Source organism: Gordonia sp. UBA7860 (assembly GCF_002500165.1).
GTDB classification, from domain to species: domain Bacteria; phylum Actinomycetota; class Actinomycetes; order Mycobacteriales; family Mycobacteriaceae; genus Gordonia; species Gordonia sputi.
On the sequence record NZ_DLSO01000142.1, the window covers coordinates 1 to 12792 of the forward strand.

The 12792-nt window shown below is 63.6% G+C and carries 14 protein-coding genes and 1 pseudogene; 2 read left to right on the plus strand and 13 right to left on the minus strand.

Translation table 11 applies throughout. From position 1 onward, the window contains the following. A partial coding sequence (locus B3T59_RS24520) for an IS3 family transposase (RefSeq protein WP_349681976.1) occupies positions 1-124 on the plus strand: 124 nt, incomplete at its 5' end. Between the two features lie 36 nt (positions 125-160). Here the strand turns inward: B3T59_RS24520 and B3T59_RS17490 are convergent. The 5 genes from B3T59_RS17490 to B3T59_RS17510 all read right to left on the minus strand — a co-directional run bounded on the left by B3T59_RS17490 (position 161) and on the right by B3T59_RS17510 (position 5399). After that, on the minus strand, positions 161-652 hold the full coding sequence (locus tag B3T59_RS17490; protein WP_287004503.1) for a toll/interleukin-1 receptor domain-containing protein: 492 nt from the start codon (positions 650-652) through the stop codon (positions 161-163). A gap of 168 nt (positions 653-820) precedes the next feature. Then, positions 821-2938 carry a tetratricopeptide repeat protein gene (locus B3T59_RS17495; RefSeq protein WP_287004504.1) on the minus strand — a complete coding sequence of 706 codons (2118 nt, stop codon included), beginning with the start codon at positions 2936-2938 and terminating at the stop codon, positions 821-823. After that, positions 2884-4623, minus strand: a complete 1740-nt coding sequence (locus tag B3T59_RS17500; RefSeq protein WP_287004506.1) for a 5'-methylthioadenosine/S-adenosylhomocysteine nucleosidase — start codon at positions 4621-4623, stop codon at positions 2884-2886. Before B3T59_RS17500 ends, B3T59_RS17495 begins: the two co-directional genes overlap by 55 nt. A gap of 186 nt (positions 4624-4809) precedes the next feature. After that, on the minus strand, positions 4810-5175 hold the full coding sequence (locus B3T59_RS17505; protein WP_287004507.1) for a hypothetical protein: 366 nt from the start codon (positions 5173-5175) through the stop codon (positions 4810-4812). A gap of 95 nt (positions 5176-5270) precedes the next feature. Then, complete coding sequence (locus B3T59_RS17510; RefSeq protein ID WP_287004509.1) at positions 5271-5399, minus strand: hypothetical protein; 129 nt, start codon at positions 5397-5399, stop codon at positions 5271-5273. Between the two features lie 149 nt (positions 5400-5548). Between B3T59_RS17510 and B3T59_RS24525 the strand changes: the two genes are divergently transcribed. Next, positions 5549-5686 (plus strand): hypothetical protein, encoded by a 138-nt coding sequence (locus tag B3T59_RS24525; protein WP_313317490.1) that lies wholly within the window; start codon positions 5549-5551, stop codon positions 5684-5686. 491 nt (positions 5687-6177) lie between these two features. On the opposite strand, the gene B3T59_RS17520 is transcribed toward B3T59_RS24525, so the two are convergent. The 8 genes and pseudogenes from B3T59_RS17520 to B3T59_RS17555 all read right to left on the minus strand — a co-directional run. Then, the gene (locus B3T59_RS17520; RefSeq protein WP_287004511.1) at positions 6178-6342 is read right to left on the minus strand and encodes a hypothetical protein; all 165 of its coding nucleotides are present in this window, start codon (positions 6340-6342) and stop codon (positions 6178-6180) included. Next, positions 6339-10358 carry a transglycosylase family protein gene (locus B3T59_RS17525; protein ID WP_287004513.1) on the minus strand — a complete coding sequence of 1340 codons (4020 nt, stop codon included), beginning with the start codon at positions 10356-10358 and terminating at the stop codon, positions 6339-6341. Before B3T59_RS17525 ends, B3T59_RS17520 begins: the two co-directional genes overlap by 4 nt. Before the next feature lie 99 nt (positions 10359-10457). Next, positions 10458-10766: a hypothetical protein gene (locus tag B3T59_RS17530; RefSeq protein WP_287004515.1), complete on the minus strand. Its 309-nt coding sequence runs from the start codon at positions 10764-10766 to the stop codon at positions 10458-10460. Then, positions 10760-11191, minus strand: a complete 432-nt coding sequence (locus B3T59_RS17535; protein ID WP_287004517.1) for a hypothetical protein — start codon at positions 11189-11191, stop codon at positions 10760-10762. Before B3T59_RS17535 ends, B3T59_RS17530 begins: the two co-directional genes overlap by 7 nt. 86 nt (positions 11192-11277) lie before the next feature. After that, the gene (locus tag B3T59_RS17540) at positions 11278-11643 is read right to left on the minus strand and encodes a hypothetical protein (protein WP_287004519.1); all 366 of its coding nucleotides are present in this window, start codon (positions 11641-11643) and stop codon (positions 11278-11280) included. A gap of 8 nt (positions 11644-11651) precedes the next feature. After that, the gene (locus tag B3T59_RS17545; protein ID WP_287004520.1) at positions 11652-12134 is read right to left on the minus strand and encodes a P27 family phage terminase small subunit; all 483 of its coding nucleotides are present in this window, start codon (positions 12132-12134) and stop codon (positions 11652-11654) included. Continuing rightward, positions 12134-12352: a hypothetical protein gene (locus B3T59_RS17550; RefSeq protein WP_287004522.1), complete on the minus strand. Its 219-nt coding sequence runs from the start codon at positions 12350-12352 to the stop codon at positions 12134-12136. The genes B3T59_RS17545 and B3T59_RS17550 overlap by 1 nt, the downstream gene beginning before the upstream one ends. Before the next feature lie 205 nt (positions 12353-12557). After that, positions 12558-12792, minus strand: a pseudogene (locus B3T59_RS17555) (hypothetical protein); the annotation flags it as partial.

Sequence of the window (12792 nt, forward strand, 5' to 3'; positions counted from 1 at the left end):
AGCCAACGCGATCTTCGACTATCTGGAAGTCTTCCACAACCGCCAGCGCCGCCATTCCGCCCTCGGGATGCGCACTCCGATAGAGTTCGAACTGCTACACCAATCCACCCAACCTGTGGCCTGAAACCAAGTATGGCGACACCACCGAACCCAGGACACATCAGAGCCTCCGACAAACCCGGGGCGGTTCATTATCCGGCTTACCGAGTAGCCCGTTGATCTGCTGGGTGAGCGCGACAAGATGCGGGCCGTAGTTGTCGCCGAGCAGGTCGGAGCGGTTGTAGTCGTTGATGGATCGACCCGCGCCGAGGTCCCAATATGGGATCTCCACTTCATCGAACCTGATGGGTAGCAGCCATGGTCGATCTGGCGGACGCAGCCGGAACTCCTCGGCAGCGAGCGTGAGTTCCTCGTTCATGTACGACTTGTCTTTGGCGACGGAGTTCTCGGAGAAGCAGGCAAGGAACACGAGTGCCCCCGACTGCATAGCTTCGCGTATCTTCTGTTTCCACGCGTCGCCAGGCGCGAGCGACGTCCTGTCACGCCAGTACGGGATTCCGGCGCTCTCCAAGGAGCTGCAGAGGTTGTCGACGCGATCGCTGTCTTCGCGAACGTACGAAATGAAGACGTGTTTGGTTTTGTGAGAGGCCACGGCTGAAGATCGTATCGAGGATCTTCGACACCGCCGAGCACGAGTCGAGAGGCTGCGGGTGTGGTTGCCTTCTGGCGTGACGATGGACTGACCGGTCGGCGCGTACCCGCAGGATGGTACGACTGAGTCTCTTTGTCCAACGGCTCCGCGTCGCCATTGGCGTTGAAGCTAATCGATCAGGCTCGGTTCCCAAATCCGAAGTCCGTCGTGCGTAAAGGCGAGATAGCCCTGGATTCGTGCGTTCTCGTCGCGGCCTCGAACTACTCCCGCGCGTTGAGGAACAAAGAACGCTTTCATTCCTGTGACTTCCGCTGTGCCGGCCTGTGGGCCACGTATCTGAGTGACCCGTGCCTCGACGACCCGCAACCGCGATGTGTCGGCCCAGAAGTCGACCGCCGGGTCCCAGCGGCCAAGTTCGGAGTGGTGGACAAGCGAGGTCATGCCGACCCCCTCGCCATACCAGTCCACCGACCGCGTCCGGGTTCCCTCGTTCCTAGCCATTTCGGCGCTTTTCCGCGCGTGCTTGTCGGCGTCCGCCGCTGCCGCAGGGAGCCCCCCAAGCACATCGAGTGAATACGCTACGAACGAGCAGTATTCCGCGTCCAAGCAAGGATGCGATTCTCGCCAGTACGCAAGGACCTCCTTCACCCGCTCATGGGACACCGGTGGGTTCTTCAGTCTGACGGCTCGCCACCACGCGAGGGCATCAGACGCACTGTATCCGTCGAGGGAGAGATTCTCATCGAGTAGCGCGACCACACGATTGACGTCTTTTGGGGATAGTGCGCGCCAGTCGCGGTCAACGCGAGCTAAATACGTCCAGACAAGTTGGCGGCGGACGATCGCAAGCGGCACCGTACCCTTCTGAAGCAGGGAGTCGAGCAGCTGTAGAGATCTTGAGTAGTCGCCGTAGATTCGCTTTAGCTTTGCCCGTTCAGTCTGCTCGAAACCGCTCGGCTTCTTCGGGTCTCCGCGATACCGCAGTGTGGAAATCAGATCCTCCGCCTTTTCAACGCTAGATACGACTAGCTTGTGAGGAGTGCTGCGGAGGTAGTCGGACAATGACATATTCCGAATCGCGTATTCGACAATTCGTACCCGCATTTGGATCTCACTGACGAATCCGTGGTCTTTCGAGCTTGATGCCAAGTCGCGCGACATTTCAAACTCCTTTGAAGCGTCATCCACCCAAGGCGATAGCTCGTCTAGCGACACATTCCGGCCGATGCCGTCGTAAACACGTGACCGGTAGACCATGCCGAGGATATGGTGAAGGGTAGCGCTATCAGGAGATAATGCGCTGGCGCGTTGTGCGTAAGACTCTGCCGTATGGAAGTCGCGCATGCGAAATGCGTAGTACCGCGCTGTGTGCGCCCAAATGTGCGGGTTGTCGGGCTGACGATCCGCGAGGTACTTTAGGAGTTGTGAAGCCCCGTCCCTTGACGGGATCTTCTCAATGAGTCTCGCGAAACTCTCCCGGGCAGCCCCGGATTGTGCAGCGTCGTCATCGCGTTCAGTAAAGACGCTGGCAATCAGCTGCCGCATGGTCTCATCATCGCCACCAGCGAGACAGAAGTCTGTGAATACGCGCCCCCATCCCGACAGTGCCTGCTGCCACAGATCGTGACCCCCGCCTAGCTGCCGGAGGATCTCTTCGGCTACGAGTGGGTGGGTTGTTCTCCACTCGCCTTCATCTGATCGCCACAGCAATCCGCGCAGTTCAGGAGCAAGAATGCGCGCGAAACCGCCCGCTCGCGACGAGGGAAGTCCTACAAGTCTGGCGAGTGCATATTCGGGGATGGATGATTGCCCAAAATAGTGAGCGATACTGCAGACGATCATGACCTCCCGTTGCGCACCCTCCACGCCGGCAAGGCGGCCATGAACAAATGCCTCAATTCCCTGGAAGTCCTCTTCGAAGGCTACGAGACCGAAATAGAACGCGTTGCGGCGATGGTCGGTATAGCTGGCGATCCTCTGTAGGTCTGTGCGTCGGGCGAGTTCCCTAGCACTGTACCTATTGACAAAATCCTGCGCCTCGATCTCGCTGAGAACTTCTGGGATGTATGGGGAGGATGACGCTGCTGAGGGCGGACTGTATGCGCGCGAGACCGCCAGTACCACGGCGGGTTGAGAGACCGCGTGGAGTTCGTCCATAAGCATGGCGATCTGATCGTCGCGTACATCCGGTGTATCGATGACGATTAGAATTGTGCGCTTAGTTGCCCGACTTAACGACTCGAGCCGTTGAATCGTTTCTCCCTCTCGGAAACGGCGCAGAAACACGACGGGGAACTGTGTGCGGATCTCGACCCGATCCTCCGGGCCGTTGTTGATCCGCCGGCCCCTGGCGCATGAAACAGGTTGACTCGAAGTGTGCGGCGACCGCCGAGCATACCGAGCAGTTGTTTCTGAATTGAGGCCGCGTGACTTCGGCTTACGTCTGCACCAGCACCGAGGGCAGCAAGTGTGATTTCTCCTCCTTTCAGAAAGTCGAGCGATGCTACCTCTGCTCCACTGGTATCTGGTTCGGTGGCCCAAAATACTGCACAGTCTTCATCGATCCAGCTTGCGTCGGCAGGCGCAATCTCAACCAGGCCATCGAGACCGGGGAGCGTACGACGTCGCGATAACTGCGCAACCGGGATAATTGCGTCCAAGGCGATCGTCAATTTGTCTGGCGGGAGCGCGAGACGGAAATCCGACTCAACCGAGCGGCCAGTCCCCAGGATCCCAATGCGAGCGCGTTCCCCAAATTCGGTCAGGAGGTCGTCGACGAGGGCCGAGCACCACCCCTCCCACGTGGCACTACCGTCGTCCGCGACCAAGACTGTGACGTTGCGGCCACCGACGACCGGAGCGTACGCAGCAAGGCTTTGTCTCCATGTGCGGCGGACAGTTCGGGTCCACGTCGCGAGGGTCGCGACCGGCTTGTCAAGTCCTTGTACGATTAACCACGCGCACGAGTTGGTGCCGAACGGCGGAGGATTCTCCGGAGCCCCTAAATGAACGGCTCTTCGAGTTTCAAGCTCCGGACGTGTATTCGCTAGGAGTCCTGTTTCGTCGGACCTGGGATCGAGGTCTATGACCAATGAGACCGGAAGCCCGCTGTCTAACACGGCCTTGGCGTGCGCAGAGGCCGGGACCGTTATCAGGACGAAGCACTCGGTCGACGAGGGCACTGGTAGCCCTGAAGCAAGGAGATCTGACGACGTCTCCTCGATTGGCACACCTGCATTGGTATCGGCGGCCCATAGCTCGATGAGGTGGACCGTCGTATCCCGCGCGTTCTCGATCGCGCTCTCTTGGCTACCTTCGGCGTCCGTTTCAGCCTTGTTCGCGATGAGATCACTAATACCGCGGACCAGGAAATAGGAAGGAGTGGCGCCAGCTCGGTCGATCGCGCTGAGAACTGCGGAGCCCTCCATCTCAACGGCAAGTGAATCGCCACCTAGTGCGATAATTCTCTCGAGTTCTGCGGAATCGATGTCGGCGACTACCTTGTCGCCGCTCGCTATTGCCGCGACGAAGAGTCGGTAATCGCTGGGCGCGAAGTCTGTCCGAAGCTTTCGCGCTATGTTATTCAGTTCCGCAGGGATGGTGCGTGTATCGGGCCTTGCCTGAAAACGGCCGCCCGCAATCTTTCCGGACTCGTATGGGTAGACTTTGTCGGCGACCACCACATCGCCGATCTTCACATCTTTGATCCCGCCTGCGATCCCGACAAAAATGACCAATTCCGGTTGGTAGGTTTCGACTGCTTTGAGAGTGGCCATGGCCGAAACTGTGAGCCCCATCCCTACCTCAACAAGTGCCGCGCTAAGGACGCGTTGATTAACCTCGATACGCCCTCGGATCGCTGGGTCGCTCAACTGTGGGTCTGGCACGGCATCGACAACTAACGATTTGAGGCAATTCCACTCGACTGGGACGGCGCAAAGCAACAGGACGTCAACACCTTCAATGGTCATCGATGCGATCCTCTCAAGGCTGTCCGGGCAGGTTCGATATCCGCTCGCTTTGCAGGCTCCTTGGCCACCTGGTCGCGGTTACGGGTTCGGATATTACCCAGTGTTGTGTCATCTGCCGGTAAGACTTTGCCAGATTGCGCTACGAAGCAACGAATGAGTCAAGGTTTGAATGCTTGTCGTTCGGTCTCACGGGTTACACCACTCCTCGGGGGTGGGGCAGGGGTGCGTATCGGTGCGGAGCGCCACGCTCCCGGGATAGAACGGTTCGGGGATGTCGTTGCCCTCCGGCGATGCTGACAGGGCGGGAGTTCTGAGGAGCGCGGCGGACAACCACGGAAGTCCCTCCAACGCCTGGCCAAGGGTGCGCGGGTCGAGCACGCTGAGGAATTCGGCCATCCGGGCGGCGAACTCGGCATCGCTGACGGGCGGGTTGATCTTTACCTGCTGCGGCGAGTCGAGTCCGAACATTTTCGAGATGCGGTCACGGGTGCGCAGCACGACGTTGGCCGCATTGACGTCACCGGACACGGCGGCGGCGATGTGTCCGCGCATGACCAGTTCCACCCGACGTCGCTCGCCTCGCGGTAGGTCTCGACGCTCTCGGCCTCCTGACGGGACAGCAACCGGTTCACGGCGTGGCGGGGTCCCTACTCGTCGGTGTAGCGAACGCGCTCGGCAATCTCGGACCACTGCAGGCCCGCCGTCCGCAGCATGAGGGCTTCATGGGCACGCTCGCGCTCGGCGGCGTCGGGGGCGTTCTGGCGGGGGTTGCTCACGGTGTTGTCTCCTGGTCTTCGCCCGCGGCGAGCCGACCACGCCCGAGTTCCCCAGGGTGACGCCCCACGACCTGCGCCAAACACTGCTGCATCGCTCGCGGTGTCGGTCGGCGCGAACGTGAAGGTGGTGCAGAAGACGCTGGGCCACAATGACGCTGGATACCTACGCCGACCTGTTCGACCGTGATGCCGAGTCGGCCGCCGACGCTCACGACGGGCGTAAGACGTCGATAGTCGCGACGAATGTAGTCAAAATGTCGTCAAAGGCGTCACGCGGGGGAGCCTGAGCGCTCCCGGTAAGCCGTTGACCAGCAGCAATATTTGCTGGTCAGATGGTGCCCTCGGTGAGACTCGAACTCACACTGTACGGGTTTTGAATCCGTGCAGACACGTTTCCGCAGGTCGCGATATGTGACCGATTCTAGCGTGTTGGTGCCTGTTTGTGGCTGAATAGTCAAGTGGTGCAACGTAATTGCTCAATGAACACTCACGAACAATGAACAACAACAATCGGGCCGCATCTCAAATCCTGCGAGCAGCCTGCGAGCAGCAACCGCGACTTTAGACAACCGAGATCGCGGCCAATAGCGTTGAACGTGTCGGCGTCTCCTCGGTGATCTCCCCGGTCGCCTGCTGACCGCCGACACCGACCCAAGCGGCCCGGTCAACCGCACAGAGAACCCCGCACTCGACGATCTCGGGTGTGGGGTTCTTCCAACGTCGGACAAGCCGACACGGCCGGTGGGTTACGGGTTTTTCCCACCGGCCTCCGCTTGTCTCAGCGACCGCGCCGGGCTTCGCTCTGGTCGTCCGGCGGACAGTACCGCGAGAACGAATAGCGCTGGTCTTGCCGACGGAGCCGCGCGTCGAGGTCGAGGTCGCGCATGTGCGCCTCGTACGCTTGCGGGCTGCGATCCGGGTCCGGTCGCTTGCGTGTCGTCATCCCCGACCCCTCCCCATCTTTGTCCGTCGGGCCTGCCGGTTCTGCACATCCTGCATGGTCGACATGACTTGGTCGGTCGAGGCGCCGGTGTTGATCGTGCCGACCAGCGGCCCGGCGACACCGGAGAGCAGGGATTCGAGCATCCCCGGTGCGGCTTCAGGCAGATACGCCGCGAAGTCCTGCGCGGTCTTCGCTCCCCATTGTGCGAGGGCCTCGCCGCTCTGGGCGATGGCTGCGGCCGGGTTGCCCGCGAGGGCCGCACCCCACGCGGGCGCAGCCTTGGCGATACCCCCGGCGAGTTCGGCGATGGCCGGTGCCTTCTCGGCGACCTTCGAGACCTGCGGCCCGCCGATACCGAGCGGCGCGTGCGTGGCAAAGCTCTTCGCGGTGTCGAGTGCAAGCGTCTGGTCGGCGGTCAACTGCGTTGCGTTGCCGGTGCCGCTGGGCATCGGCTTGCCGACGACGGCCTCGAACTGCTCACGCATCCACCGCGAGAGCATCGACTCACTCTGTGTCTGCTGCTGCGGGGTCGCCGAGGTCGTCGGGGCGGCGCTCGGCGTCGTGCTCGGTGCGGTGGGCGCCGGTGTGGTGTCGACGGGCGTCGTGGGCGCAGGTGCAGCGGGTGCGTTGGTGACCTCGACGGGTGCCGACGGCGCTCCCTTGCGCTGAATCCCGGCCCGAAGGGCGTCCTCGTTCTCGCGACCGAAATTCTGCCCCTTGCCCGAGCCCCAGGGAGAGCCACCCTCCTTGTTGAAGATGGCAGCCGCGATCTCGGCCTGCTGCTCGGCGGTTGCCTCGCCAGCGGTCGGCGCGTACTTCGTGCCTCCGTTCGCGGCCCACGTGCCCTTAGCGATCTGGAACAACCCCGACGCCTCGTTGCCGCCGCTGTTGGCGTCGGTGACCTGCTGCACGATGTCGGCCCGTCCACCCGACTCCCGCTGGATGAGCTTGTTCCACTCGGGATCGGTGGCGGCATAGGTGCCGTCGGGGTTCTTCTTCAGGGCGATGGTGTCGACGGTCGAGGGCTTGGGGGCCGTGGTCGACGGGGTCGACGTGCTGGTCGTGCTCGCACCCGACGAACCGCTCGAACCTCCCGATGTGCCGGTGGTGTCGGCGGTGAAGCTGAACCCGGCGGGCATGTTCACGACGTAGACCTTGGTGAGCTTCGGGTCCTTCATCGCGTCGGCGAGCGACGGCACACCCTTGTCGTATTCCGCGGTGAGCTTGCCCGACGTCTTGCCGTTGAAGGCCGACCCGGCCGCTGCGGCTGCGGCACCTGCGGCCGGATCGGGCGAGGCTGCGGCGTCCGCACCAAGGGCGGCGTTGAACCGCGTATGCACGTGGTCCTGATGGCCGGGGTAGTCGGCGGCGTAGTAGCCGGTGTTGCTCACGTCGGATCGACCGGCCCACCCGAACCGCTGGCCCGTCGAGGGGTCTTGGAAGATTACCTGCTCGACGGCCGGGTCCTTCGCGGCGACACCCATCATGTACTGGGCAAAGGCGTGCATCTTGTCGGCCGGTCCCGACCAGTCGACCCCGCGGTTGAGGTGCTGCGGGTTGGGCGCGTATCCGGCCTCTTGCCGGTCGCTTTCCTGATGTCCGCTGTAGGTGCTCGGGGTGACGCCGTGTGCTGCGCCGAGTTGCTTGATCCAATCGGGGAATCCGCCGGTCGACCCCGCGGGCAGGCCGTACCCGACCGCGCCGCCGTCCGCATAGCCGGGCATGTCGCCGAACATGCCGCGCAGGAACTCGGCGGATGGCACCCACCCGGCGCGCAGCGCGGCCAACAACGGCATCGACTCGGGCGTGACGCCTTCCTGCGGCACGACGTATTCACCCTTGTGCACCACGCCCGCGACTTGGTATTTGCCGCCGTCGCCGGTGTAACCGCCGGTCGCGAACGACACGTGCGGCACCGGCGAGATGTCGACGCCGGGGACCTTGTTGAGTAGGCCGATGAAGCTGTTCAGCTTGTCGATCGCCCAGTTCAGCGCGGTTGCAAGGCCGCTCTTGACGCCGTCCCATAGTCCCGACAGGGCCGATGTGACCTTGCCCGGTAGGGCCTTCATCGCGTCGACAAACCCGTCCCACTTATCGCCGATCCACTCGACCACGGTCGTCACGCCGTTCTTGACGTCCTCGAACCGGTCGATGAGCCACTTCAGCGCCGGGGTGATGACGTTCTCGACGGCCCACGAGATCGCGGTGGCGATGCCTGCGAACACGGCGCCGATGATCTCGCCGAGTAGCTGAATGACTGGGATGAGAATCGGCACGATAATGCCAACCAACTGCGTCAGAATCCCGATGACCTGGACGATGACCGGCAATAGGGCGCCGATGATCTGCACCAAGCTCGGGAACAACGACATGGCGACTTGCAACAGGGGAGGGATGAGCGGCAACAGTGCGCCGAGCAACTGACTGATCGCGCCGACGATCTGCGGGAGCAACGGCGCAAGCATGGTCAGCATCTGCACCAAGTAGCTACCGATGGTCTGGCCGACCTGCGCGATGATCGGAATGAGTTGTGCGAGAACGGGTTGCAGCGCACCGACCAGCGATGAGACGACCGGTGCGAGGGCGGCGAATATCTGCTGAAGCACGGGCGCGAAGGCGCCGACAAGCTGCCCGATGACCTGACCGACCAGCGGCACCAACGGCGCCGCGGCGGCGATCAGCGATGCGAAGGCGTCGCCCAACGGGCCGATAGCCGGGGCGAGTCCCTGGACAAGTCCAGTGAGCGCGGTTCCGACGGTCTGTAGCACCGCCGAGAGCGGCGGGAGCAACGGGGCGAGCGCGGTCGCCAACGCCGAGATCAGTTGCGCGAGAACCGGTAGCACGGGCGTGAGTGCGGTCGCGAGACTCGAACCGAGCACGCCGAGCGCGGGTGCGATGGCCTGAAGCGAGGACCCCAACTGAGCGAACAACGGCCCCAACGCGGGCATGACCGCTTGTGCAAGGGTGGTGAATGCGCTCAGCAATCCGCCGATGAGCGGGGCGAGTCCCTGAAGCATCGTCACAAGGCCGCTGAAGAACGCGGGGTCGAGGTTGGCGAACACGGCGCCGACGCTCGATGCGATCGAACCGAGCGCGGTTCCGACTTGACCCATGACGGGCGCGATGTGGGCGCCAAACTGGGCGAAGCTGCCGACCATCGACTGAATGCCCGGCCCCATCGTGGCGACCATCGATGCGACCCCGCCGAGCGCGGTTTGTATGGCGGGCATCTGACCGGCGAGTGTCGAGGCAATCCCGTTGAACACACCGGACACCGCCGACGCGATGCCCTGTACCTGCGGCGTGATCCCAGCCATGAGCGTCGACAGCGACGCGAACCCGGCTTGCATTTCGGTCGCGAACGTCGAAGACACCGCGGATTTGAGCGAGTCGAGCGCCGGTTGTGCGGTGGCGGCGGCTTCCTTAATCCCGTCCATGCCGAGCGCGATGGTTCCGGCCATCGCCGCGAAGGCGATCCCGACTCCGGCACCGGCGACCGCGAGTCCGCCGAGTGCGCCACCGGCAACGCCGATCGCACCGCCGAGACCGGCCACGGCTGCGGTGGCGAGTCCGATCTTTCCGGCGCTGCCCGCGATGCCTCCCAGACCGCCGTCCTTGTCTCCGCCGACGCTGCGGTGCCGCGTGGTGATCGTCGAGGTTCGGTTCTGGGCGAGGTCGCGCAACCGGGCTTGCGTCGCCCGGTAGGCCGATTCGTTGATCGACGGCGAGACCTCCACGCGCAGGTCCATTCGTCGAAGTCGCCGGTTGACGTCGACCTCGAACTTGGTCCACGCGGCTTCGGTGATCTCCGGTGTAATCGCGACCTTCACCCGGAAGTCCTGCGCACCAAGCGCGGTCTTAGTGTCGCGCGCGAACCAGCCGACATCGGCCCGTAGGTCGACATCGGCGGTGAGCGGATCGCGGCGCAGGTCGTTGCGCGCTTTGGTGTGGAAACCACGCGCATCGGGCACCAAAGCGACGGCACCCTGGCCGACCTGGAACGTTTTCCCCGCCATGTGAGGGGTCACCTAACTACGACGTTTTGACCCTCCCCGGTCATATGCGGGGTTTCATGGCCCGCACGTCGTGACCATTCTCGCATGGTCTGTCAAAACTCAGATCGACGAGCCGAACCCGAACCCGTTGGTGCCCTTAGTTTTTGAGTTGACGTCAACCGGCCCGTTGCGGTGCTTGGTCCCGATCGCAACGACCGGCGCGCGGCGACGACGTGCCCGATGGGCACCGGCGGCGATGATCCTTGGACGCGGTTCGGCGTCTTCGTCATGCTCGTCGCGCCACGCGCCATAATCGGCCCGCTCGGTGTCGCTCGACAGTTCGTAATCGCTGAGGTCGACGTCCTCCTCGAACCCGTCGACCTCAACCGCGAGCACCTCCCGGCCGAATAACCGAAGTACGATCAGCACGCGACACCCCCACGTGCGGCCGACATCGCCGCGCGGATCGCCTCGGTCGACGCGATGGCCTCGCGCGCCCGCTGCTCGCGTCGCAACCGGGCGTCGCGTAGCTCGATCTCGTCGAGTTCGCGGGCGATGAGTGCGCGGGCGTTGGCCTCGCGCTCGGCGCGAAGCTCCGGCGTGGGGTCGGGGTCGGTGAACTGCCAACCGCTCTCGAACACAACCCGCGTCCACCACCGGCCTTGCGCGTGCTCCGGCCATGCCTCACCGTCACGGCCCTTGCTGTTGCCATCACCGCGCGGCTGACGTCGAAACGCGGCCTCGTCGAGCACCGAATCCGGCACCATCGCGTCACGGCCGTAGTGCGCGCGGTAGCACTCGGCGCGCAGGCAGCGTAAGCACTCCCACGCGACGGGCGAGATTACGTTTTTCACGGTGCGAAGTCGCACATGCGTTGTGCGCGCAGTCAATTCGTGTCCGCGGGCGCACTCGGCGGGCACGTGCAATCGTCGATCCTCGGTCACGCGGCGCGCTCTCTCTCGAACTCAACCGGCGCGCGGCCCCTGTCGTCGAGGAGATCGTGATCGGCGCACCACTCCTCGAATGCGGCGCGTGCACGGTCGCTGGCGAGTTTGGTACGCCAATGCGGCCACGCGAGCCGCTCGCTCGGCTCGATCCGCCGGGGTGCGGTCGCGAAGGGATTGCACTCACATGACCCGGTCTTCAGGCACGCGCGCGGGTGCCCGTACGCGGCCACGAACTCGGCATCGGTCCGGGGCTTGGCCGGGATGCGGTCGAGCTGGACGTCGGCGAACACGTCCTCGGGCATCTCCTCGGGCGTGATCTCGCGGCCGTTGCTCCCCGCGACCTCTCCGGCGCCTGCCATCCGTGCCATCAAAGTGCTCGCTGTTCAGGGGTGAGCGGCTGGTTGCGCCGCTGCTGCGGTCGGCGTGCGCTGGCCTGCTGGCGCTGCGTCACGCCGGTGTACCCCCCGGGCGCGATGGTGCCGGGTGGCTTGCCGGTGCTGGTCAGTCTCCCCGCGTTGGCCGCGACGGTGAACCGGTGTTCGATCAGGGTTTGCAGCTTCGACAACGTAAGGCGTTGCTGCCGAATCTCGGTCGTCGCCGGGTTGTTCTTGACCGAACCCTGCGAGGTCGTGATCACGGCGCCGTCGTGGTCGATGCTGCGCTGAAGCGCGGCGATGATGTCGATTGTGCTGCACGCATTTTCGATGAGTACCTCGTCGCTGTGGTCGAGGACCAAGTTCAGGCGCGTTGCTTCCGCGGTGTAGTGCTCGCGCAGCGCACGCGCGGACATGTCGACCCCCGCGGGCTTCGCCTTCGGGGTGGGCTTGGGCTTGCGCTTGGCCGGGGGCATCACGCCGGGTCCGTGATGTTGTTGAGGGCGTCGAACGGGGCCTCCGACATCTTCGCGGTAGCGATACCAAGGTGAAGCGACGCGGTCTGAATCAGCCGCTCGGCCTTGACCTCGTTGTAGCTGCCGATGCCCTTTCGGCCCTCGTCGAAGAGTGCCTCGGCTTCGGCCAACTGCGCTTCCGCGATGTCGAGATGTCGGGTTGCGCTCTGTTCGGCCATGTTCGGTGCTCCCTTGTTCGTCCCCGGTTGTCTGGCGACCGACCCCGCGAAAAACGGTGGGTTACGTGGGTTACGTGGGTTACGTGTGTGACCTGGCGGGCTGGTCAGAGTCCATTGTCGCATGTCTGTCAAAAGTGACACGCCGACTCCTGTTGCGCCGCAACCGATCTCGGTTCCGGTTGACGTCAACCGTGCGAACTGCCGGCTACCGAACTAGCTTCCACTTCCGTTCGATCCGCGCGATCTCGTCGGCGAGTTGGCGGGACTCGTCGTAGCTGCCTTCTATGTACGACGCGCGGCAATCCTCGCTCAAGTGCGGCCTAAGCGACTCGAACCAAACGGTGCCCGCGACGGCGGGTAGCGGGTGCTCTGCCGGGTTCTGATCCCAATCGTTGTAGGCCTTCGTCGCTGTGGCGAGACCCTCACGCCACTCTCGAATC